This window comes from Neobacillus cucumis (assembly GCF_023715505.1).
Map to the genome: position 1 here is coordinate 86101 of NZ_JAMBOH010000014.1, position 21863 is coordinate 107963.

At 38.6% G+C, this 21863-nt stretch carries 27 protein-coding genes; 14 read left to right on the top strand and 13 right to left on the bottom strand.

Annotated features, from left to right (window positions below; all coding sequences use genetic code 11):
* The first annotated feature begins 12 nt into the window (after positions 1-12).
* From M3226_RS19155 to M3226_RS19175, 6 genes are all read left to right on the top strand, one after another.
* Entirely contained in the window at positions 13-1119 is a 1107-nt protein-coding gene (locus M3226_RS19155; RefSeq protein WP_251568184.1) for a sensor histidine kinase, read from the top strand.
* A gap of 143 nt (positions 1120-1262) precedes the next feature.
* A complete protein-coding gene (locus M3226_RS19160) occupies positions 1263-2198 on the top strand; it encodes an ABC transporter ATP-binding protein (protein ID WP_251568185.1) in 936 nt (311 codons plus the stop codon).
* A gap of 12 nt (positions 2199-2210) precedes the next feature.
* Entirely contained in the window at positions 2211-3329 is a 1119-nt protein-coding gene (locus tag M3226_RS19165; protein ID WP_251568187.1) for an ABC transporter permease, read from the top strand.
* 1 nt (position 3330) lies between these two features.
* Positions 3331-4476, top strand: coding sequence for an ABC transporter permease (locus M3226_RS19170; RefSeq protein ID WP_251568189.1), 1146 nt, complete (start codon positions 3331-3333; stop codon positions 4474-4476).
* Positions 4477-4685: 209 nt separating this feature from the next.
* Complete coding sequence (locus M3226_RS32525) at positions 4686-4913, top strand: hypothetical protein (RefSeq protein WP_308211959.1); 228 nt, start codon at positions 4686-4688, stop codon at positions 4911-4913.
* A gap of 32 nt (positions 4914-4945) precedes the next feature.
* Positions 4946-5593 carry an NERD domain-containing protein gene (locus M3226_RS19175; RefSeq protein ID WP_308211964.1) on the top strand — a complete coding sequence of 216 codons (648 nt, stop codon included), beginning with the start codon at positions 4946-4948 and terminating at the stop codon, positions 5591-5593.
* 1050 nt (positions 5594-6643) lie between these two features.
* On the opposite strand, the gene M3226_RS19180 is transcribed toward M3226_RS19175, so the two are convergent.
* On the bottom strand, positions 6644-7213 hold the full coding sequence (locus tag M3226_RS19180) for a cysteine hydrolase family protein (protein WP_251568191.1): 570 nt from the start codon (positions 7211-7213) through the stop codon (positions 6644-6646).
* 164 nt (positions 7214-7377) lie between these two features.
* Complete coding sequence (locus M3226_RS19185) at positions 7378-7620, bottom strand: hypothetical protein (RefSeq protein ID WP_251568193.1); 243 nt, start codon at positions 7618-7620, stop codon at positions 7378-7380.
* Positions 7621-7848: 228 nt separating this feature from the next.
* On the opposite strand from M3226_RS19185, the gene M3226_RS19190 reads away from it, so the two are divergent.
* Together M3226_RS19190 and M3226_RS19195 are read left to right on the top strand one after the other, a co-directional pair.
* Positions 7849-8373 carry a YsnF/AvaK domain-containing protein gene (locus M3226_RS19190; RefSeq protein WP_251568195.1) on the top strand — a complete coding sequence of 175 codons (525 nt, stop codon included), beginning with the start codon at positions 7849-7851 and terminating at the stop codon, positions 8371-8373.
* A gap of 69 nt (positions 8374-8442) precedes the next feature.
* Positions 8443-8865, top strand: a complete 423-nt coding sequence (locus M3226_RS19195; RefSeq protein WP_251568197.1) for a YsnF/AvaK domain-containing protein — start codon at positions 8443-8445, stop codon at positions 8863-8865.
* Positions 8866-9358: 493 nt separating this feature from the next.
* Here the strand turns inward: M3226_RS19195 and M3226_RS19200 are convergent, their stop codons facing one another.
* Positions 9359-9847: a hypothetical protein gene (locus tag M3226_RS19200; RefSeq protein WP_251568199.1), complete on the bottom strand. Its 489-nt coding sequence runs from the start codon at positions 9845-9847 to the stop codon at positions 9359-9361.
* The gene (locus M3226_RS19205) at positions 9795-10562 is read right to left on the bottom strand and encodes an alkaline phosphatase PhoX (RefSeq protein WP_251568208.1); all 768 of its coding nucleotides are present in this window, start codon (positions 10560-10562) and stop codon (positions 9795-9797) included. Before M3226_RS19205 ends, M3226_RS19200 begins: the two co-directional genes overlap by 53 nt.
* Before the next feature lie 301 nt (positions 10563-10863).
* Between M3226_RS19205 and M3226_RS19210 the strand changes: the two genes are divergently transcribed.
* A complete protein-coding gene (locus M3226_RS19210) occupies positions 10864-11088 on the top strand; it encodes an ABC transporter (RefSeq protein WP_144566557.1) in 225 nt (74 codons plus the stop codon).
* Positions 11089-11225: 137 nt separating this feature from the next.
* On the opposite strand, the gene glnA is transcribed toward M3226_RS19210, so the two are convergent.
* From glnA to M3226_RS19240, 6 genes are all read right to left on the bottom strand, one after another.
* Positions 11226-12587 (bottom strand): type I glutamate--ammonia ligase, encoded by a 1362-nt coding sequence (glnA, locus tag M3226_RS19215; RefSeq protein ID WP_251568218.1) that lies wholly within the window; start codon positions 12585-12587, stop codon positions 11226-11228.
* 386 nt (positions 12588-12973) lie between these two features.
* Positions 12974-14143, bottom strand: a complete 1170-nt coding sequence (locus M3226_RS19220) for a DUF3800 domain-containing protein (protein WP_251568220.1) — start codon at positions 14141-14143, stop codon at positions 12974-12976.
* Positions 14144-14273: 130 nt separating this feature from the next.
* A complete protein-coding gene (locus tag M3226_RS19225) occupies positions 14274-14462 on the bottom strand; it encodes a hypothetical protein (protein WP_251568222.1) in 189 nt (62 codons plus the stop codon).
* Between the two features lie 92 nt (positions 14463-14554).
* Positions 14555-15040, bottom strand: a complete 486-nt coding sequence (locus M3226_RS19230) for a DinB family protein (protein ID WP_251568224.1) — start codon at positions 15038-15040, stop codon at positions 14555-14557.
* A 42-nt stretch (positions 15041-15082) separates the two neighbouring features.
* Positions 15083-15604, bottom strand: a complete 522-nt coding sequence (locus tag M3226_RS19235; protein ID WP_251568226.1) for a YfiT family bacillithiol transferase — start codon at positions 15602-15604, stop codon at positions 15083-15085.
* Positions 15605-15640: 36 nt separating this feature from the next.
* A complete protein-coding gene (locus M3226_RS19240) occupies positions 15641-16087 on the bottom strand; it encodes a hypothetical protein (protein ID WP_251568235.1) in 447 nt (148 codons plus the stop codon).
* Positions 16088-16255: 168 nt separating this feature from the next.
* Here M3226_RS19240 and M3226_RS19245 point away from each other — a divergent pair, with 168 nt between their 5' ends.
* From M3226_RS19245 to M3226_RS19255, 3 genes are all read left to right on the top strand, one after another.
* On the top strand, positions 16256-17116 hold the full coding sequence (locus tag M3226_RS19245; RefSeq protein ID WP_251568237.1) for an SPFH domain-containing protein: 861 nt from the start codon (positions 16256-16258) through the stop codon (positions 17114-17116).
* Positions 17117-17129: 13 nt separating this feature from the next.
* Entirely contained in the window at positions 17130-17285 is a 156-nt protein-coding gene (locus tag M3226_RS19250; protein ID WP_144566568.1) for an Arc family DNA-binding protein, read from the top strand.
* A 159-nt stretch (positions 17286-17444) separates the two neighbouring features.
* Positions 17445-18869 carry a Na+/H+ antiporter NhaC family protein gene (locus M3226_RS19255; protein ID WP_251568239.1) on the top strand — a complete coding sequence of 475 codons (1425 nt, stop codon included), beginning with the start codon at positions 17445-17447 and terminating at the stop codon, positions 18867-18869.
* Between the two features lie 73 nt (positions 18870-18942).
* On the opposite strand, the gene M3226_RS19260 is transcribed toward M3226_RS19255, so the two are convergent.
* Entirely contained in the window at positions 18943-19500 is a 558-nt protein-coding gene (locus M3226_RS19260) for a GNAT family N-acetyltransferase (protein WP_251568241.1), read from the bottom strand.
* 221 nt (positions 19501-19721) lie between these two features.
* Here M3226_RS19260 and M3226_RS19265 point away from each other — a divergent pair, with 221 nt between their 5' ends.
* The gene (locus tag M3226_RS19265) at positions 19722-19916 is read left to right on the top strand and encodes a hypothetical protein (RefSeq protein ID WP_144566570.1); all 195 of its coding nucleotides are present in this window, start codon (positions 19722-19724) and stop codon (positions 19914-19916) included.
* Positions 19916-20119, top strand: a complete 204-nt coding sequence (locus M3226_RS19270; RefSeq protein WP_251568243.1) for a YwbE family protein — start codon at positions 19916-19918, stop codon at positions 20117-20119. The genes M3226_RS19265 and M3226_RS19270 overlap by 1 nt, the downstream gene beginning before the upstream one ends.
* A gap of 33 nt (positions 20120-20152) precedes the next feature.
* Here M3226_RS19270 and M3226_RS19275 read toward each other — a convergent pair whose 3' ends face one another.
* Together M3226_RS19275 and M3226_RS19280 are read right to left on the bottom strand one after the other, a co-directional pair.
* Positions 20153-20938: an arylamine N-acetyltransferase family protein gene (locus tag M3226_RS19275; RefSeq protein ID WP_251568244.1), complete on the bottom strand. Its 786-nt coding sequence runs from the start codon at positions 20936-20938 to the stop codon at positions 20153-20155.
* Positions 20939-21433: 495 nt separating this feature from the next.
* Positions 21434-21757, bottom strand: coding sequence for a BC1872 family protein (locus tag M3226_RS19280; RefSeq protein WP_251568246.1), 324 nt, complete (start codon positions 21755-21757; stop codon positions 21434-21436).
* Between the last annotated feature and the right edge of the window lie 106 nt (positions 21758-21863).

Genomic DNA, 21863 nt, shown 5'->3' on the forward strand with positions numbered 1-21863 from the left:
GAGGACCAGGCGATGGAATTATGGATCATTTTCAGCAAGCTTATTATTATCCTGTTTCTCAGCTTTTCCTATGTCCAATCCGAAACGGGCAATCTGGCTTGGATTGTCCTTTCGATTTTAGTGTATATCAGTATCAATATTACTGTTTACCTTGTTCAATCGGAAAAAGTGAAGATTGGCATTCACCTCGTGTCAATGACGCTTATTTTTATTTTCTTTCGGGAAGTGAATTCGTTATTCATCCTGCTCCTTCCAAATAATATCTATGAGCTTACCTGGCCTTTTTTCGGAAAAAAGTGGTTGTTATTGGTAGTGGGATTGATGCCTGTATTGATTGTCCCTCTGCAACAGGCATCATACAGTTTGGTTGCCCTCTTCTGCTTTGTAGTATATTTTATGAGCATCCATTTCTCGAAAAGGCTGCTCAGCTATGAGAATACGCTTGATAAGATGCGCGTTGATATGCAGCGGCTCTCCAAAAGCCTTCATGAAAATAAAGAGTACATTAGGCAATCGGAATATACCTATCGCTTAGAGGAACGCAACCGGATTTCCCAGCAGATTCATGACAGCATCGGCCACTCCATGACTGGCGCACTGATTCAAATGGAAGCCGCGAAGACTCTTGTGGCCATTGATCAGACTAAAGCTGTGGAGCTGCTTCAGAATGCGATAAACATTTCAAAAGAAGGCATTGAGGATATTAGGATTACCTTAAAAAATATGAAGCCTCCCTCCGAACAAATCGGCTTGCAGCGCCTAAAACTGTTCATAGAAGAGTTTTCCATCCAGCACCAGTTACGAATGCCGTTTGTATACAAAGGAAACATAGATCTGATTACGCCGATTCAATGGAAGATTATTACTGAGAATATCACCGAAGCCCTCACGAATTCATTAAAATACTCAGGTGCATCGGAAATATCGATTGACTTTCAGGTATTGAATAAGCTAGTTCGTGTCGAGGTCCGGGATAACGGCAAAGGGATTGGATCCGGCAAAGTAGTAAAAGGGCTCGGCATCGTAGGAATGGAAGAACGGACCGCCTCCATAAAAGGCACAATTATCGTCGATGGAACCAATGGATTCTCGGTCACCACCCTCCTCCCCATCGCCTAATGAAAGCATTCATATGAAAGACATGAAATTTCTCATGTATGAAGGGTGAACTAATGCACTTATGTTAGTTCACCCTTTTTCCTTATAATTAAATTACAAATACAGGAAATGGTGTCAGGCACCATTCCATATGAGGTGAGTTTATGAACGTGTTGGAGATTAAAAATTTAACAAAGAAATTTGGCGATTTTATTGCTGTTGATAATATGTCCTTAGCGATTCAAGAAGGTGAAATTTTCGGTTTCCTTGGATCCAATGGAGCTGGCAAGAGTACAACGATTAATATGATTTCGGGTCTATTACGAAATAACAGCGGAGAGATCCATATCCTCGGCAAGAACATTGCTTCGCACAGTAAGTTTGCCAAAATGAATATCGGGATTGTACCGCAGGACCTAGCGATTTATGAGGATATGACAGCTTACGAGAATGTGAGATTCTTTGCAGGATTATACGGTCTCCGAGGTACAGAGTTGAAAGAAAGGGTCGAAGAGGCACTCGAGTTTGTCGGGCTGCTAGATAAGCAAAAGAGCTATCCTAAGAACTTTTCCGGAGGAATGAAACGCAGATTGAATATTGCTTGTGCAATTGCCCACCGACCAAAGCTGATTATAATGGATGAACCAACTGTTGGCATCGATCCACAATCACGAAACTATATTTTAACCTCTGTCCGCAAGTTAAACGAAATGGGCTGTACTGTCATTTACACGAGCCACTACATGGAAGAGGTGGAAGAAATCTGTTCGCGGATTGCCATTGTCGATCATGGTAAGGTCATTGCGGAAGGAACAAAGGAGCAATTAAAAGCGATTATTACGGATACAAAGGATATATTAATTGAAGTGAAAAGCTCAGAAAACCTCGATGAAGCGTCATTAAAGGAAATCCAAGGCGTCAATTCCGTTCTCATCGAGGAAAACGTGGTGAAAATTAACTCCCAATCGGAAGTAATCAACTTGAACCAAATTATTCAGTTTTTCATTAACAGAGAAAAGGAAATCCGCTCACTCCAGGAGCTGGCACCAAACCTTGAAACCGTCTTTCTTACTTTAACAGGTAGAAATTTAAGAGATTAGGAGGAGACCATCGTGAATATCATCAATATTGCTCTTAATGAATTCAAACGCAACATCCGAGATATTAGAACGCTGGTGTTTATGCTGGCCTTCCCTATTGTATTAATGCTAATACTCGGAACCGCTTTGTCTAGTACCTTTGACACAAGCATTAAAATTGGAAAAATCAATGTGTTATATACCGAAAAAAATAATAGTAACTTCTCAGTTCCTTTCCAAAATTTTATAAAGGAAGCGAAAAAGCATGACATACATTTTTCAGAAGCAGCGAATGGTACAAATGGACAGCGGGCTGTTCAACAAAACAAATATGATGCTTATGTGATAGTTACTGATAAAGGAATTCAATTTTTTGGCAGTGAGCGGAACAGCATCCAGGCAAGTATGGTTGAAGGCATGCTGAATGCTTTTACCGATAAATACAATTTGATCACCGAGGTAGCAAAGGAAAAACCTGAACAAGTGCAAGCCGTATTGGCCAGTACCTCGAGCGACTATGTAAAAGAAACATCCTTAAATGCTGATAAAGCACCAGGATCAATGGATTATTATGCGATGGCAATGACAACAATGATAGCCTTATACAGTGCCATCTCCGCCAGTTCCCTGATCCGAGGGGAAAGAAGACGGAATACAGCCATTCGACTCGCCATCGCACCTATCAACAAAATTGAAATTTTTCTGGGTAAAATTTTGGGAGGAATCGGTATTAACTTTGTTTGCATCTTGCTTGTAATGGCTTTCAGCCGGTTTGCTTTTGGCGCCAATTGGGGCAGCCATCCCGGAATGGTGGTGCTCATTCTGTTTACGCTCGTATTCCTTGCTGTCAGCTTTGGGCTCGGCCTCAGCTATATTATTAAGACGGATCAAGGTATGCAAACCATTGTCATGATCGTCCTGCAGCTTGCTGCCTTTTTTGGCGGGGCGTATTTCAGGATTGACAACGCGGACGGGTTTCTTAAGCTCATGATGAATTTGTCACCACTTACATGGGCAAGGGATGCGTTAACAAAAATTATTTATAACAATGACTTAATGGCGGCACTGCCTGCGATTTCATTAAATATAGGAATAGCCATTGTTTTTCTTTTGATAGCCATTGTTGCATTCAGAAAACGGGAGGGTCTCTAGGATGAAGGAAATTATGTGGCTGGTATCCAATTCATTACGTTCCATCTTTTTAAACAAGCGAAGAATTTTCGCATACGTTCTTGTGCCGTTATTGGGCATCTTCATCGCCTTCATGGCGTATGGCAATACAGGTCCCACCTATCTCAATGCCGGGATTGTCGATCTGGATCAGACGACGATTTCGAAAAATACCAGCAGGTTTATCAGCGATTTAAATAATGTAAAAACAAGTAAACTAGCAGAATCTGAGGTCAAAAACAAAATCGCTTCTGGCGCCCTGGATTGCGCAATTATCCTCGAACCAGGTTTTTCAGAAGCGATCATGAACGGTGAAGAGCCGGAGGTGCAAATCGTCTCCATTAAAGGGGCACAGGTCACGACTTATATTAAGGCTTACCTAAACAACTATATTGGTAACCTCTCGTCCTTAAGCTCTGCTGCCAATGGGGATGTTACGGTGTTTAATACTCTCTATCAAAATTACCACAATTCGGAGTTTAAAGTATCTACCCATTCTTTAAAAGATACATCTAATAACAACGATATGACCATTCAAACGATTGGCTTTCTGCTGATGGTTATGCTTAACTCTGCAGGCGGCCTATCTGAATTGATTTTAAAAGAAAAAGAAAACCGTACCTATTTCCGGATTATGTCAGCACCAATTGACGGAAAAAAGTATGTTCTTTCTAATGTGATTGTCAATATGATCATTATGACCATTCAAGTGGTAGTCACCCTGACCGTTATGACGAAAATCTTTGGAATTTCAGCTGGAGTCCCCTACTTAGAATTGATTGGTGTGATGATGTTTTTCTCGCTTGTCTCTGTCGGTTTATCATTGGTCATTACTGCATTCGCCACCAATTCCAATTCGGCAGGTGCCTTGCAAAATCTTATCATGACACCCACTTGTCTGTTGGCCGGCTGCTTTTGGCCAGTGGAAATTATGCCAAAGGCAGCACAAAAAATTGCGGATTTTCTGCCGCAAAGATGGCTGCTCGACACCATTTCCGATCTGCAAAAAGGACACACGCTCAGCAGTTTGTCATTGAATCTGGTAACCTTATTGGCCTTCGCTCTTGTGTTCTTCATGATTGCGATTTATAAGTTTAGCCGGAATAATAATGTGAGAAGTTTTATTTAAGCGCTGTAAAAAATTCGCCATGTTCGATCGACGGCGAGTTTTTTTAAATTGTGGGAATTGGTTTAGTGACTAATAAATGGTATTTCAAAAGGTCCTATATTGATATTAAAAAAAAATAATTGAAATGTAACAGAATATTCATATCTCGTAAATGGCAGTTTGATATTTTTTTATAAAATAAACTTAGAGCTTAAGAAAGGAAGTGGCATATGTTACTCAAAGGAAGATCAGAGTCATATGAATTATTGATGATGAGATTTTTAAATGCACGAATGGAATTAGCAGAAGAAGAAAAATGGCACTATTTAAGCTTGGAAAAAGGCTACGAAGGCGAAGTGAAATTTGACCTTCTTGCAGAAAGTCTTCAGGAAGAAAGGTATATCATAAATGACTTGTTCCTTAAAGTAAACAATCCTATTTTCAAATTGATAGCTTGATTATTTCACAAGGAGTTATTCATTTATTGGATGTGAAAAATTTTCAATGTGATTTCCACTTAGAATCTGACAAACTTATTTCCGTAAAGACCGATCGTGAATATAAAAATCCGGTAGTTCAGTTAAAAAGAAGTTCGAGTCTACTCCGCCAACTTCTTCAATCCCTCAAGCTTAATTACCTAGTGGAAGCTTCCGTTATTTTTATCAATCCTGAATTTACATTATATCGAGCCCCCATGGATCTACCTATTATTTTACCAACGCAGGTAAATCGCTTTTTTAATGATTTAAATAAAACTCCTTCTAAGTTGAATGACGGTCATAAAAAACTAGCCCAAAAACTCATTTCATTACATCAAACCAAAAATCCATTTACAACTTTGCCTAAATATTTTTATGAACAGCAAAAAAAAGGCGTTTATTGTAAAATTTGTATGTCTTTTGAGGTTTCTATTAAAAATAATGAATTTGTTTGCGAAAAGTGTGGATGTCATGAAAAGATTGAGGAAGCTATTTTTCGGCATACGAAGGAATTAATGCTTTTGTTTCCTGAACGTAAGATAACGACTCAAAGTATTTATGAGTGGTGCAATGTGGACTTAAATAGAAGGACATTTTCTAGAGCTTTGAAGAAACACTTTACTGCGTTTGGAGTTACTAGTGATACCTATTATAAATAGATATTAGTTTTATGATTTTTCAATACCCCGGGACTTGATTAAGTCTTTGTGTTTTCCCTTGTACCAACTGGACAAGGTTCAGACTTTCGTTCTCCATTTTCATTATGCCCTTGTCCGAAGTGGATTTGAATTCGGACAGGGTTATTACTTTTTGCAATCTCTTGTCTGCAGGTGGACCGTGTTAGGACAGATTCTCTTATTTTTTGCCTTCTCTTGTCCGAAGAAGCCCTTTGTTCGGACACGTGCTTTATTTTTTTACCTTCTCATGTCCGAAGGCGCCTCGTGTTCGGACAGGGCTCTCAGTTTTTTGCCTTCTCTTGTCCGAAGGTGACCTTTGTTCGGACACGTGCTTTATTTTTTTGCCTTCTCTTGTCCGAAGGCGCTTCATGTTCGGACAGGTCTCTCAGCTTTTTGCCTTCTCTTGTCCGAAGGCACTTCATGTTCGGACAGGGCTCTCAGTTTTTTTGCCTTCTCTTGTCCGAAGACGCCCCATGTTCGGACAGGGACCTTATTTTTTTGCCTTCTCTTGTCCGAAGACGCCCCATGTTCGGACAGAAACTTTATTTTTTTGCCTTCTCTTGTCCGAAGGCGCCTCATGTTCGGACAGGGCTCTCAGCTTTTTGCCTTCTCTTGTCCGAAGACGCCCCATGTTCGGACACGTGCTTTATTTTTTGGCCTTCTCTTGTCCGAAGGCACTTCATGTTCGGACAGGGCTCTCAGTTTTTTGCCTTCTCTTGTCCGAAGACGCCCCATGTTCGGACATGGACTTTATTTTTTTGCCTTCTCTTGTCCGAAGACGCCCCATGTTCGGACAGAAACTTTATTTTTTTGCCTTCTCTTGTCCGAAGACGCACCATGTTCGGACAGGGACTTTATTTTTTTGCCTTCTCTTGTCCGAAGACGCCTCATGTTCGGACAGGGCTCTCAGTTTTTTGCCTTCTCTTGTCCAAAGGCGTCCCTTGTTCGGATAGGGCTCTTATTTTTTCACCTGCCCTTGTCTGAATATCATCTGCATTCAGTAGCACACCGTGCCACCAGATAGTTAAATGCTTATTTCAAGGAATTAACCCAGCCATCCACTGTCATCACTTCTGCTTGACGCGGGAACACTTTTTCAGTCAGAACACGGTGAACCTCAGGGTCACCATCGAGACAAGCATCCGAAAGGACCTTAATTGCATAGTCTTTATCCGCCGCTTCCCTTAATGTTGATAGAACAACACCACTTGTAGCAATCCCACTCAATACTAAAGTGTCAATTCCCATCGATCGAAGAATGACTTCGAGGTTACTCCCAGCAAAAGCACTAACCCGAAACTTAGTTACGACTGGTTCATTAGGTCGTGGTTGAATAGCTTCATGAATTTGCGTCCCTGGATCTACAACCGTCATTCCACCAGATTTAGACAATACTGAAAACATTTTATTACGTGGATTGTTCTCAGGATACCCTTCACTAAAGGCCACGCGAACAAATATTACGGGAATATCGTTCCCACGCGCTGCTTCCACCGCCTTTTGAAATGGAACAAGAATGTCTTGCTTTTCCGAGTATCGTGAAACAATACCATTTTGCAAATCCATAATTAATAACGCGGTTTTTTCATTAGACTTCATCATTTGCTAAAATCTCCTTCTCATTAAAGTAAATAGGTTGTAATTACAACAGACGATTTGCTCCTGATTTGTTTTCAGATTATGTCATTTTAACATAAAAATAAGCCACAAAAATACAGGATAGACTTCGAACCTGTATTTTTATGGCTTATTAATGTTAGCCTATATTAGGCGTATTTAATACCCGCTGCCTTAATATTGTTTTTATCAGATGAACCGCAAGGCGTAACAGCATAGGTCATTTCGCATTTTGGACAGTTCATAACAATAATTTGTAATGTAAAGGTTTCTCCACACTCACATGTTATCTTACGAGCCACTGTCGGGGAAAAGTTTTCCTTACCTTTACTTTTCACATGATCAACAACATCTTTCCCGCTTTTTAGTTTCGATGTACAATTGCAGCTCATTTTATGATCCTCCAATAATGAATTTAATAATTTATGTTCAGAATATCACAAACTCACCCAAAGCTCTGTGTCCAAAAATCAACACATTATTTCTAATGTTTATTCACCTTCCACTCGTGAACCTCATACTTTTTCCATTTTTTCAACACAATTTTAAAGAATAAAGATTTCTTCCTAGCACATTCTATAAGAGGCTTGACCAATATCAAACTTACAAGGGGGATTTTTATGAGCGACTTCTTAGGTTTATTTAGTGATGACCAATCAAAAAATACCGACAATCAAAATAGCCAGACTGATTCAAGTAATCAAGGGAACCAAACCACTTCCACTACCCAAAGTAATCAAAATGACAGCACACTTCAACTTCATAAAGAAGAGTTAGACATTACAAAAAATAATGTCGATGCTGGAGAAGTAGTGATTTCTAAGGATGTTGTTGAAGAGCAAAAAACGGTTGAGGTTCCTGTCATGCATGAGGAAGTTGTCATAAAGAGAACCCCTATGAATAACGAACGAAGCGATTCATCAGCCATCTCGCAGGAGACCGTCACAATCCCTGTATCTCAGGAACAAGTGGAGGTAAACAAGTATGCGGTAACGACTGAGGAAATCACTGCTTCTAAACGTCAAGTTGAGGAAACACAGCAAGTCCAGGAGACGCTCAAACGCGAAGAGGCTCATGTTGATACAACTGGAAGTGTGAATATCGTTTCCGATTCGTCAAGCTTTAGCGATATAAATAACAGTTAAAAAAAAGCACCTATTCATTGCTAGGCAATGAATAGGTGTCCCATCACTTTCCTATGGAGGGAAATTTAGTTGACTGAACAGCAGAATTCACCATTAGACCACCAAGATGAAGTAACACTCCAACTACATAAGGAAGAAATCGAAATAAATAAAAAGTGGGTTGATACAGCCGATGTTACCATTTATAAGAAAAAGTATACCGAGGAAAAGCAAATTCTGGTTCCTGTCACCCGTGAGGACCTAATTATCGAGAAAAAAGTAGCAAATCCAGAAAATCCTGCGGATACAAAAATGGAAACGATCCGCATTCCTTTATCTGAAGATCAGATTGAGGTCTCATTGACCCCAACTATACTGAATGATGTTGAAATATGTAAAAATCAATATGAAGAACTTATCAAGGTTCATGAAACGTTGAAGGAAGAAAAAGTCCACATAGAAACTGTTGGAAATGTTAAACTAGCTGACGATGATCCTTTAACATCAGATTAACGGCCGACTTGGTTATCATACAAAAAAAGCAGCCTCGCTTTAAAACAAGACTGCGCCATACTACCTGTCCAATTATTTATGATCCTTCCCCAGAAACGGAAGCCCTAAAAGATAACCAACATATCCTGGATTTTGTGAACTGTTCATCAAATAGGTATGTCCGTCAAGGTTATCGACCATTTGCAGGCCGGTAGATTCCCCGCCGCCTGGCACTGATAGAATTCTAGAGAGTTTTTTGGTATCAACATTATAAGCCCATGTATAGTTATTTTCATGGTTATCCGAGTCCTCAGCAAAGAACAGCCGTCCTCATATCTTGTGAAAATACGACATTGTCCGGATTCGCAATCTTATCAACGTTGGCGGTATTTCCATCCGCATCCGGAGCTGCTAAATCTTCGCCCATTAGGGTTCCCGTCATGCTTACGGGTACATAATGACTGTTAATTTTCTTGTCATCCCTTGTTTTTCTATTAGATTTGAAGGAAAGCTCTTAAACTCCCCCTGCACTAATTTTTGAAAGATGGATACCATCTGCAGGTGCAGTTGGGTCAGCCAACATCGTTTTTTCTTGGTAGGAGATAGCAACGTAAACCTTCTTGTCTTTTTCGTTAAAATCAAGACCTTCCATCTTATTAAATTGAACTGTTGCGCCGAGGTTAGCTGCGTAACGATGAGTTTTTAAGAACGCGGCAGCGGTACCCATCCCCGGTTTCACTTTCACCCACTCTACTTTCTCGCCATTCGCCGCTGTTTTAATCGCTTTATACCCTTCCGCTTTTCCTTTTACAGCATCATCTGTAGCATCAAAGATATCGCTGAATTTGGTTTTTTCAGCGAGCCTTTGTATTTCTTTATCAGTTGCATGTCCAAGCTTGATCCATTCAAGATTAGCAGAACCGCCATTTTCTGTGCGGGTTTGGACCCATTTAGCCGCATAAAGTGTACCTGCGGATAAATCCTTCTCCTTTGTCAGCCACATACATAAACAACCCGCCAGGATTGCTGTTGATTCCATAAATAACGGTTCGATTATCAGGCATTACCTTTACTCGTTCAAAGGTCATTCTGCCCATACTGTAATGTTTGACCGCCTTTGTGGCACCCTTAGCGTCCACTGTTACTTCTGGTACGTGACCGTAGTAGTAGGGATTGCCCGTTATAGTTGGATGATTATAGTAGTTTTTCATGAAATTAGTTACCGCAGAAGCTGAAGGATTTTTTTCATGTGCTCTATCATCTGGGTCTGTTTCTTCCGAGCCAAGGTGGGTATTCCATGGAGTCAATAAACCAGCACACGGCTTCCAAATCCCGTGAACAGCTGAAAAATCAATAGGTTTGATGTCGATGACAGTCAATCCACCTGTAGCCGGGTCCATCTTTAGTGTGCTCAGGCTCATGGTTCCGGGATTTTCTAATCCATTTTCGTTTTTGGGCATGGATTCATAGTGGCTGATCAAATAATATGTATTTTTTGGTAATCCGGGAACCTTCATCAAGCTATTCATATCAGGAGCTGTCGATACGTATGGAGTTCCATTTGATTTGGTCATAACTTGGCCGTTTGCATTCATGGAAACGCCCGCGATTTTACCATTTATCACATCTCCAGGTTTGAACAAGGTTTCATAGTTGAGTGGTACCGTCTTCTTTGTTCCGTCATTATAGGTCACCTTCACAGATGCCTTTGAATACATTAACTCCATTAAGCCAATGTGAAGGGAGTGTAGAAGTCATGTAAATTTTTAGAATTCTTTTTACAAACAAAACCTGACTCTGTATAGAATCAGGTCTTTTTTAATTAAATCTTATAGGGATAGAACCATGACGAAAAAATCCACCATTCATAAGAATGATGGAGTAAAACATTTTCCGAATGCCCAGTTTTCAAGCTTGAGTTATGTTGGTCATATGCCTCTTTTTCTATTTTAATAAAACAAATCATCAGGTAAACGCATACAATGTTGATGAACTACCGATGACAGGAGGTGAAATGAAATGAGTCATAATTCTTCTTCCTGGGGACTTTTTCTTGGATTTTTAACAGGGGTCTTTTGGGTACTAGCAGTTGTATTGGGCTGGATTAGCACATTGCTTGGAATCATCGGCCTAGGCGGTTTACTTGTTACCGTTATTAACTTCCTAATTGCTTTAATTGGCTTGCTTGCTTTTCTTGTCTTTGGATTATACCTATTTAAGAGGGCGTGGGATAACCGCGGCTAATCAAGCGAAGGTTAAATTAGTAATCATTTAATAACAAAAATACTGAAGACATTACTATATTTAGTGGCATCCTTTTTCAAAACAAATAAAAAAAGCGGGTAACAGGGGCTTTGATTACCCCTGCCCAGCTTTTCTTATTAGAATTTAGAATGATAGTTATCGATTTCCCATGTATGAACTGCTGTACGGTAGCTATCCCATTCTGCTTTTTTCATAGATACATATTCATTGTAAACATGCTCACCAAGTGTATTAAAAGCAATTTCTCCTGCTTCTAATTCTTTAACAGCTTCAGCTAAGCTGCCTGGTAGGTTATCAATCCCCCTGAATGCTCTTTGTTCTTCACTCATGTGGAAAATGTCATCGTTAATTGGTGCTGGTGCTTCAAGACCTTTTTCAATTCCATCTAAACCTGCAGATGCAATCACTGCAAATGTTAAATAAGGGTTAGCAGATGGATCTGGACAACGCAATTCTACACGAGTCGCAAGACCACGTTTTGCTGGAATACGAATTAGAGCTGAACGGTTTGAAGCAGACCAAGCGATATAACAAGGAGCTTCGTAACCAGGTACTAAACGCTTATAAGAGTTTACTAACGGGTTTGTTACCGCTGCAATCCCCTTTACGTTTTCTAAAACACCCGCAATAAATTGGTACGCTTTTTCTGATAATTGCATCTCATCAGCTGGATCGAAGAATGCATTTTCGCTTCCTTTGAAGAATGACATATTCACGTGCATACCAGAACCATTGATTCCGAATACTGGTTTGGGCATAAAGGTAGCATGCATGCCAAATTTCTTCGCCACTGTTTTCACAACCCATTTATAGGTAGTTGCAAGGTCAGCTGCTGTTAATACATCCGCATATTTAAAGTTAATTTCATGTTGTCCTTCAGCTACTTCGTGGTGAGAAGCTTCAATAGTAAAGCCCATTGCTTTTAACGCACGGTAGATTTCTAAACGAACGCGCTCGCCAAGATCATGTGGTGATGGTTCAAAATAACCAGCTTTATCAGTTAACTCTGTAGTTGCGTAACCATTGTCATCGTTTTTAAATAAGAAAAACTCTAACTCAGGGCCTACTGAAATGGTATATCCTTTATCAGCAGCACGCTCTACTGTTTTTTTCAAAACATTTCTAGTATCTCCTTCAAAAGGAGTTCCGTCTGGATTTGCTGCTGAACATAGGAAACGAGCTTCTGAATATCCCTCTTCTACTGTCCAAGGAAGAACAGCAAATGTATTCAAATCTGGTTGAAGATAAAGGTCAGATTTATTAATAGGTGAAAACCCTTTGATAGAAGATCCATCAAACATCATTTTTCCTTCAACAACATCTTCTAATTGCGCACTTGTAACAGTGACGTGTTTTAAAATTCCTTCAATATCGACAAATTGCAAGTGTAAAAGTTCAACACTTTTTTCTTTGATTACTTCTTTAATTTGTTCTAAAGTTGCTTTTGCAGTTGCGTTTGAAATTAGTGTTTCAGCCACGTCACATTACCTCTCATTTTCATGTTATATTTTGTCACATCATTTAATAACTAGATTATATTTTAAAAATACTAGTTTGACAATCCTTTTTTGCATATTTTTTTGAATATTTATTACATTTATTTCGAAAGCGTTTTCAATTTTGTTTAGGTTTATTAGGGTAAATCCCTATTTACAAAAAGATCCTTATAAATAAACTTGCAAAAATATGCAAAGTTATCAATAGACCTGTGCCTTTCGCTTTATAAACATAAGCAGAACGTATTTTCTTTTTAAAAAGTAGCATTAAAATGACGTTTTTCGAACTTGAACGCTAATATAGTGTAAATAGGTCATTTTTTATTTATAAATAGCAAAAAGCTCAGCCGGCTGACTGAGCTGATACTTTATATCTTCATTTTCCCTAAATCAATGATTCTTTTAAGATAATCATATTCTTTTTGCTCTAAAATGTCGATCTCATTGTTAGTAGCAAGGAGAATCTGATCCCTGCATTTCGCTATTCTATGAATCATGGGATGAATCGTGAGACTTGATAAATTCACAAAGTCATATAAGTCATTTAAACAAACCGGCAATTTGTAGCCTTTATTACTGCTTGCAATCAATAATCCGCTGTCCCGCAGCTTAGAGACTATGTTAGAGCGGAAATTATGCGGATTTAATTTAACATCCCTAATTGCATTCAGATTATCTAAGATCTCTTCCGTATATACATACTCGTCCGGATTTTCCTTTAAATTAAATAAAAGTAACTTTAGAAAATCTAAGCGAAGCCTCTCATCTTCATCTTCACTTTTTCGATGCTTTTCAATATATTTATAAGTTAAGTTCACCGCTTGCTTAATTATAATTTCATCATCTTTTGAGTGAGGATGCTCTGGTTGATAATCAAAAAGAAAGTTTTTATAGTCTTGGGGCAAAAGGTTTACGGCAGCAATCTTGCTTTTAAAGATTTTAGAAAAAGAACGGTATTGATCGGTATAGATTGTTCTTTCATATCCTGTTGCAAGGATCCTGGTTAACAGGTTCGCTAATTGAAGAAGGATGTCTGAACGAGTTTGGTTGAATCCGAAGGTGGAGTAATTAAATAAATCCGGTATGCTTCTTGTTTTAATATAATTGTTAAATGACCTAATAAATAGCTTAGATTCTTGTTCATCTGCCGCAAAGTCAAGCTGTTCGAACGTTCGATTTAAGTCATCATAGATTTGTCTGTTTAAGTATTTAAGGAAAGGTACTTTATACAAGATCCCATGGTTTTCTCTTATTTTTCTTTTATCAATGACATAGGCATAGATACTGAATGGTAAGTCCTTTAGGTCATTTATGAGCTGCATGGTCTGAGTTGGATCATGGTCAATAATGTTCGGATCGATTGCTCCAGTTTGAAAGTACCTTTGGCAAATCTGCTCAAGTTCCCTTTCTAAAGACTCTTTATTTGATTCCTTTAGGAGTATAGACGCAATAATAAAGTGGGTTGATCCTATCCCCTTTTCAAAATCAAAACGATAATCACCCAATTCATCTAAAAAAGCATATTGAATTTCCTCCATCTTCCCACCGCCCCGAAATGAAATTTTATTGTTATATACAAGTTCAACAAAATTTCATAGAAACCTCCTAAAGGATCGTATTATCAAAAAATAAGGACACTAAATAAATAGTGCCCCTTCTAACAAAGATTTACTTGTTTTTGCTGTCTCTGTCACCGATCACCGCATTTCCGATTTTCGGTTCGGTCGTGGAGTTGGATTCATTAGGAACCCAATCAAAACTTGGTTCGGTTGTTCCTGTTGACATCAAAGGCTGGTTTACCCCGTCTGCCGTTGATGCTTTTTTCGTATTTTTGGAGTTAGAGTTGTCTTGTATCAAACTTTTTTCCTCCTTTTAGTGTGACAAATTGCTATGCTAATACTCCTTCTTATTATGTGACAGCATAAATAATTTATTCTCTAAAAAAAGTGTTAATTTAATTCTTCCTTCAATTCTTCAATTTGTGCAAGATGTCTTTTTTCATGCAATCCTAAAAGGGGAATCCACTGTTTTAAACTTAATTCCCCAAACACAGGATGCGGATATGCTCTTTGCGCTAATAATGATGGTTCAGCAGTGTCCAGCACTTTCGTTAACGCTTCTCGAGATTGTGAGAGCTTATTCTTCATTTCAACTAGGGTGATAAATTTGTATTGGGGATCTACAATTGAAGGTGCTTTTATCTTCGTTGTCCGATTAATCGCTACATGTATTGGTTTATCGCTTACACTTTTAGTTTCTCCATTTGCCAGTTGATCTGATATAGCAAATGTAATGGCCCGCTCTATTAAGTGCAGATGATGGAGAACCTGCATAATCGACCAGCGTCCATCTTGTACTTGGACATTCAACTGTTCATCAGATAAACCACTAACAGACTGCAAAACTTCCTCTCGAATCTTCATATTTTCTTCCATATTCTATGCCCCCTTTTTATTTTTCAAAATGACATGTGGTCCCTACCAGCCTTTTCGACTAATTAAAGATGTAATATGTGCAAGATGGTGACTGCCATGCCAAGCATACATTCCGATGTTCCTGCCTATAGAAATCCCGCCGGATGCAGGATGAATAAATGTTTTTTTCATATCAGCCGGACTTAAATGAAGCAAAAGGTTGACCAATCGTTTATGTAATGCTTCAAGAAGTTCTAATGAAACATCAATGGATAATTTACTATCTGAAAGCTCTGCCCACTTTCCTTCCTCATAAGGCTTGATGACAGGATTGTCTTCAGTAAGAGCTAGTTTAAAACGAATATAAGCATTCATATGACTATCTGCGAGGTGATGGACCACTTGCCGGACTGTCCAGCCGCCAGATCGATATGGAGTGTCTTGCTGCTCTTTATTTAAGCCATTTACAGCTTCTCTTAAAAGTCCTGGTAGTTCTTCAATCTGCTTTATCCAACCACTTGTTACTTCGTTCGTCATTTCACCATTAAATTCGAATTTCCCTATCGGATACCTTTCGTCCAACACGAACCCTCCTAAAAAACTAATCTATCATTATCACTTTTAACTTAAATTACTTCCCCATAAAGCATCTAAAAACACCATATATAACGTAAATAGTCCAGTTAATATAGTAAAGATGATTGGGACCGTCTTAAAGGTTTTGCTTTTCCTCATCGTTACTATATAGACAATAAAAGAAAGGATCGCCACAACATAATATAGATAAATCATTAGAAAATATGTGTATGGTCCCAAAAATAATCCAAGAACCGAAAATTGAAGTAAGAAAGCCAGAATAGAAATAGCAACCCACTTTAGCCCACTTCTGATGGATACGATATTTTTAATGGAGATGAATATAGAAATGAGTACTAGACCAGCAAGCAGCCATTCATATAAGAAAAACATAGATTCATGTAAGACGGCAAAATAATAACCAAGAACGGATAAAGGAATGATTGTAAGCAATAAATAAACATTTAGTTTTAGATAAAAGGTTTCTTTCATAAAGCCCTTCCTCCATTTCTAACTAATTTTAGCAAATTCCACCATCAATTAATACATCCCTTATGTAATTAATTTTACATTGGTAATGATTTACTTTTTTGACCAAATGAACTATGATATTAATGTGATATCACTTTTATATCACTTTACCTTTGGGAGGGGTTCTAGATGAGGGAAAAATCAATTTTTAAAATCAATGGATTTGCCGCAATGATTATTGCACTTGCCTGTATTGGATTCGGTATCTATTTACTCGTTACTGGTGCAACAATCCCTGAAAAAATAGCCGGAGTTATTGTGTTAATTTTAGGATTAGTTATTGCAACAAGTTTAACAATTGTTCAACCAAACGAGGCTAAAGTCTTAACGTTCTTCGGTACTTATCTCGGTGTCATTCGCGATCAAGGTTTATGGGCAACTATTCCCTTTACGTTCAAGCGGAGTGTCTCACTACGTGTGACGAATTTTAATAGCGAGAAATTAAAAGTAAATGATTTAGAAGGTAATCCGATTGAAATTGCCGCTGTTGTTGTTTATAAAGTAAATGATGCTGCTAAAGCATTGTATGATGTAGAAAACTATGAAAAATTCATCCAGATACAAAGTGAAACCGGTATTCGTCATATTGCCAGCCGGTATGCCTATGATTCGTTTGAGAATACCGGAAATACTTTAACTCTTCGTCAAAATAGTGATGAGGTGGCCGATGTGCTTGTTCAGGACCTTCAAAAAAGACTTGATGTTGCTGGTGTCGATGTAATCGAAGCTCGGATTATGCATCTTGCCTACTCTTCCGAAATCGCTTCTGCTATGCTGCAACGACAACAGGCACAAGCTGTTTTATCCGCTCGTAAAGTCATCGTTGACGGTGCAGTTGGACTAGTAAAAGCGGCTATTGACCAGCTTACTGAACAAGACATTGTCGAGCTTGATGAAGAGAAAAAAGCGCAGATGGTCAATAATTTGATGGTAGCGATTGTCTCAGAGAAAGGTACGCAGCCAATCATCAATACCGGAAGCATTTATTAAGGTTGTGTAGGAAATGAGTAAGAGAAAAGCTTTTCCGCTTCGAATGGATCCGAAATTATATGAAGTATTGGAAAAATGGGCAGAAGATGAGCTGCGAAGTGTAAACGCCCAAATAGAGGTTATTTTAAAAGAGGCTGCCAAAAAAGCGGGAAGATTGAAAAAGGACTAAACTTTAAAAGCAATAATTGGCCTGTATCCTTTGTGATACGGGCTTTTTTTGTGTCATTCCCCTCAAAAGGAGCAATTAATTCTGCCATGCAACATAATGTTCACGGCCTTGGCAATAATAAACAAATAGTTTAAAGATTAATTGCCGGAGGAAGAGACTTTGGAACATACTTGGCTTTCTCTGTTACCTTTTATTATTGTTATTTCCATGTCCATATGGCTGAAAAACATCTTGCCGGGTCTTGTTGTTGGCTTGCTGGCCGGTGCTTTTATTGTTCAAACTGATTTATTAGCTGGAGCCTATCAAACAGTTTCCTATATCGTCACGACCCTCTCCAATGGGAACAATATTAAAATTATCGGGTTTCTTTATTTATTTGGCGGGCTTGTCGGCATGATGAATATTTCAGGAGGCATTAAAGGGTTTTCGGAATGGATTGGAACTAGGATTAAGACTGAACGTGGACTGTTGGGACTCATTTGGCTTACCCTCCCGTTCACGTTTATGATGCCGATGTTTCGGATTATGATGATTGGGCCCGTCGTAAAATCTCTTATTAAAAAAATGAACGTTCCGAAACAAAGGGTCGGCTTGATGATGGATATCTCCACGGAATCAGTCATTGTCCTTTTACCCGTTGCGACAGCGTTTGTGGGATTCATGGTTTCTTTAGTCGAGGGAAGTATCGGAAAGCTGCACTTAAACATGTCGGCCTATCATGTATTTTTGCTAAGTATCTTGTTTGATTTTTTTGCGATAGTTATGTTAGTGATTGGGGTCCTTTTAACCTTTTGGAATCCAGCAAAAAGGAATCTCTCTCAACAACGTGATCATGAACTGTTAGATGAGGAAGGAAATGAATTTCATCGGGCGGGCATTCAAAAAGAGTTGTCCTTAGTAAAAGCACAGCCTTGGCATTTAATTTTTCCAGTCTTTTTACTCTTGGGATTATCATTATTCCTATTGTGGAAAGATGGAACGGATAAAGGGGCTCATACGGTTTTCGAAGCTTTTTCGATGGCAGATGCGACTTTCGTTATGCTATTAGCTGTTTTTATTACACTTGTACTATCCTTTGTGTTTTACATCATAAGGCGCCAACCTTTGCATGAAATCTTATACCATTTTTATGATGGCGGGAACCAAATGATGGAGGCCATTAGTTTACTAGTCCTGATTTGGTCATTGACATTGTCAGCTGAGGATCTCGGTTTTTCAAAATTTATCAGTTCAACATTGGGGTCATTTCTGCCAGCCTTTTTAACCCCGGTTACGATTTTTGTACTCGGTTCTTTGATTGGTTACTTCATCGGTTCTTCCTGGGGAACCTGGGGTTTGTTTATGCCCCTAGGTATGTCATTGGCTGTTTCGACTGGGGCATCGATTCCGTTAACAGTCGGTGCCGTATTTGCCAGCGGAGCGTTTGGCGCATTAACTTCGCCGCTCGGCGATACGACGATTACGACGGCCTCTATTCTCGATATGCCGCTGGTGGATTATGCTCGTTTTAAATTGAAGATTTCTGTGATTGGGGCTGCGATTGCGATGGGTTTGTATTTAGTTAGTGCTTTGTTTATTATTTAAGGAAATTTGGAGTCTTGGCGGTCAATGAGATGATTTTTCATTGACCGTTCTCATTTTTAGGTTGAATTTCACGTCAATGTGACTTATTTTCATTAAACCTGCCCATTAAAATAGTATTATAGTATTTTCCATCAGAAAGCAGTTTGTCCTTTTTTAATACCCCTTCTACTTCAAAACCATATTTTTGAAAAAGCTTAATAGCTTTTTCATTGGTTTCAAGGACATTTAACATGATTTTATGAATACCGTTGTTATCTGCCCACTGAACTGATTGTTCTAAAAGATTTCTCCCTACCCCGAATCCCCAATATTCCTTTAATACACAGACACCGAATTCAACTTTATGAGAGCTCCGTTTTAATTTGTTCCCCTCACATCTTGAGAATCCTACAATTTCCCCACTGACTTCTGCCACTAAAAAGAGATTATTTAAACTTTCCGTGTCATTTTTAATGCTTTGTATAAATCCTGATTCGTCTATGTATGCCTCCCCCTGTTCCCTATCCATATTTTCCGTTTCGCCATCGATCTGCACTCTAACTTTGGACAACCTTTTCGCATCCTTCTCCATTGCAGATCTTACCAGATATCGCAAATTTCGAATGAAAAATTCCTTTTGTTTCACGATCATTTAAAGTGACCTCCCCTTTTTAAAACTGTTCTGAAAGAAAGACAATAAATCTTACGATATTAGCATATATTTCCACCAATATTATTATAAATTTAAGAGGCTTTGAATTAACAGTTGTTCTCCCAAGAATTACTTACATTTTACTTTAGCGATCCTTTCCCTATCCTTAAAAATAGATTATACTGTATTAACAAAACCTAATTTGAAAAAGGAGATTTTCCATGACTGAAAATAATCAAACCGAAGAATCTAAAAAGAAGGTTAGTCTTCAAGAACTAATGAAGCAACAGTTAGCAAACAAAAAGAATCAATCTTCTTCAGGAAAAGGAACTGCAAATGGCAGCCTAGCGACACAGAAAATGAAAAGCCAGCAATCAAAGAAGCCAAGCAATACCCGCAGAAAAATGGGTGTCTAATGAACGGACGAAATCGGATCGACCTGCAGCCGGGCATGACCGTTGACATTGTTTTAAAAGCAGACCAAAGAACGGGGAAGCTAACGAGGGGAATTGTCAAAGATCTCCTAACCAAATCGGCGACCCATCCTCATGGTATTAAGGTCCGCCTGACAGATGGACAAGTAGGGCGTGTACAAGTCATTCACACTTCGGAAAAATAATCAAAGCAACGCTTTTGGGCGTTGCTTTTCATTTTACTCTTGATTTAGACCAAAATATTGTTTAGCCAATTCCTTAAATCTTTCAGCATCGATGGTTTCTTTTGAAGCATTCCCATCCTTCCACTCTGTCCATGTAGAATTGGTTAAAGTTATATTTCCATTACAAGTAAGACGAGTAAGTAACGGTACTTTATTAAAAGGAGACTCCGGATGTTCGGAAATAATGGATTGGATCTCATTAAATTCTGTTACATTGTAAATAAGCTTCCTAGTGTCAAAAGCATAGCCTTTTTTCCACTCGGTATCTTTATGTTTTAACTTCATCTCCAGCACATAATCCCCATAATTCGTCTCCAGTTTGCGAATTCTAAATTCTCCATTATTAGAACTGACCGTCTCTCCTGTTGTAGGAACAGGTTTCAAAGGTAAATTCCCGCCAAAGCCAGTATCCACAACATAGCCTCGACCTTCATGATTCACTAGAATACTAACATGCGTTCTGCCAAGATCATGATAATCCTGTTTAATATGATTGTAAACAACACCACGGACCAAGGCAGCGTCAAACCCATTTTCAATTAGGTAGAAATAGAAAAGCGAATTCAATTCATAGCAGATTCCCCCCTCCCTTCTTATCAAGATTTTGTCGACTAAGTTAGCCTTTGAAATCCCGCTTGTCTTACGATTAATAATACATATATTTTCAAACGGAATTGATTTCGCTGTTTTTTCTAGAACACGATCTAATGAATCAAAAGTAATGTTTTGCCCCTGTGACAGGCCAATTCTTTCATGAAACAATTTACTTAACTCACTCATTCATTTCCCCCCTTGTCTTATGTCACTATTCTACCAATTATTTGTAATCCACTGAAACCATTCAAAAGAATTTCACATATTTACTTGAAATTCCACAAAAATACCTCAGTATTCGGATCTGTAGATTGAAACAACATATTGGAAATAAAAGATGCCCTTCAATTGGCCGATGATGACGAAAAGAAATTCCTGCAAAGTACTTCACAGATTCGGGTCCTTCATGGATTTTTGAGCTAAAAATGATGGACCACATATTCCTGAGAAGAGCATTAATCAGATATTTAAAACACTCTATAAAGGTACGAAAGGTAACTTTGGACCTGGGCTAACTATAACGCAAAAAATTATTCACTTCTACAAAGGAAGGACTGAGGTCGAGATTCGAGACGGACAGGTTTGCTTTACGATATGCTATCCGAAAAATTCCCACGAAAATAAAAATAACCCCTTTCGCAAAGATGGGGGTTACTTTTATCCTACCTATTAATAATACAGCTAACACAATTTCTGCCACAACCTGGTGCTATTCATAATGGAATGCCGTTCCACAATTTCGTAGGCTGCGTTAGTAATAGCCTGCGCCAATGATTCCCCTGTAGCACAAATATCATTAAAGCAAACTTTTGAGAGGCCTTTAATTTGATACGTAAAGCCTAGCTCCTGTAAACGTTCGACGATAAGCATGGCATGATCTATATTTTGCTCAGGCTGAAACTCGGACTCATGAATAAATCTCCCCTGTTCATAATCATACCAGCGGTCCCATCTATTTAACTTCCAACCTAGGATTCTCCGTGCAATCGCATCAATTTTCATCATTTTCCATTCCCCTTTTCAATTAATGTTAACTTTTTACGTTCTCAATTGTTATATAACAGTTTAATTAATTGATTGTAATTATATAACACACCTTTATCATTTTCCA

What these genes read in the sequence shown, in the direction of transcription:
- M3226_RS19155 (WP_251568184.1), top strand. Translation starts at nt 13, where the DNA reads ATGGAATTATGGATCATTTTCAGCAAGCTTATTATTATCCTGTTTCTC.
- M3226_RS19160 (WP_251568185.1), top strand. Translation starts at nt 1,263, where the DNA reads ATGAACGTGTTGGAGATTAAAAATTTAACAAAGAAATTTGGCGATTTT.
- M3226_RS19170 (WP_251568189.1), top strand. Translation starts at nt 3,331, where the DNA reads ATGAAGGAAATTATGTGGCTGGTATCCAATTCATTACGTTCCATCTTT.
- M3226_RS32525 (WP_308211959.1), top strand. Translation starts at nt 4,686, where the DNA reads ATGTTACTCAAAGGAAGATCAGAGTCATATGAATTATTGATGATGAGA.
- M3226_RS19180 (WP_251568191.1), bottom strand. Translation starts at nt 7,213, where the DNA reads ATGATGAAGTCTAATGAAAAAACCGCGTTATTAATTATGGATTTGCAA.
- M3226_RS19185 (WP_251568193.1), bottom strand. Translation starts at nt 7,620, where the DNA reads ATGAGCTGCAATTGTACATCGAAACTAAAAAGCGGGAAAGATGTTGTT.
- M3226_RS19190 (WP_251568195.1), top strand. Translation starts at nt 7,849, where the DNA reads ATGAGCGACTTCTTAGGTTTATTTAGTGATGACCAATCAAAAAATACC.
- M3226_RS19200 (WP_251568199.1), bottom strand. Translation starts at nt 9,847, where the DNA reads ATGTGGCTGACAAAGGAGAAGGATTTATCCGCAGGTACACTTTATGCG.
- M3226_RS19205 (WP_251568208.1), bottom strand. Translation starts at nt 10,562, where the DNA reads ATGTATTCAAAGGCATCTGTGAAGGTGACCTATAATGACGGAACAAAG.
- M3226_RS19210 (WP_144566557.1), top strand. Translation starts at nt 10,864, where the DNA reads ATGAGTCATAATTCTTCTTCCTGGGGACTTTTTCTTGGATTTTTAACA.
- M3226_RS19220 (WP_251568220.1), bottom strand. Translation starts at nt 14,143, where the DNA reads ATGGAGGAAATTCAATATGCTTTTTTAGATGAATTGGGTGATTATCGT.
- M3226_RS19230 (WP_251568224.1), bottom strand. Translation starts at nt 15,040, where the DNA reads ATGGAAGAAAATATGAAGATTCGAGAGGAAGTTTTGCAGTCTGTTAGT.
- M3226_RS19240 (WP_251568235.1), bottom strand. Translation starts at nt 16,087, where the DNA reads ATGAAAGAAACCTTTTATCTAAAACTAAATGTTTATTTATTGCTTACA.
- M3226_RS19245 (WP_251568237.1), top strand. Translation starts at nt 16,256, where the DNA reads ATGAGGGAAAAATCAATTTTTAAAATCAATGGATTTGCCGCAATGATT.
- M3226_RS19250 (WP_144566568.1), top strand. Translation starts at nt 17,130, where the DNA reads ATGAGTAAGAGAAAAGCTTTTCCGCTTCGAATGGATCCGAAATTATAT.
- M3226_RS19260 (WP_251568241.1), bottom strand. Translation starts at nt 19,500, where the DNA reads ATGATCGTGAAACAAAAGGAATTTTTCATTCGAAATTTGCGATATCTG.
- M3226_RS19265 (WP_144566570.1), top strand. Translation starts at nt 19,722, where the DNA reads ATGACTGAAAATAATCAAACCGAAGAATCTAAAAAGAAGGTTAGTCTT.
- M3226_RS19270 (WP_251568243.1), top strand. Translation starts at nt 19,916, where the DNA reads ATGAACGGACGAAATCGGATCGACCTGCAGCCGGGCATGACCGTTGAC.
- M3226_RS19275 (WP_251568244.1), bottom strand. Translation starts at nt 20,938, where the DNA reads ATGAGTGAGTTAAGTAAATTGTTTCATGAAAGAATTGGCCTGTCACAG.
- M3226_RS19280 (WP_251568246.1), bottom strand. Translation starts at nt 21,757, where the DNA reads ATGATGAAAATTGATGCGATTGCACGGAGAATCCTAGGTTGGAAGTTA.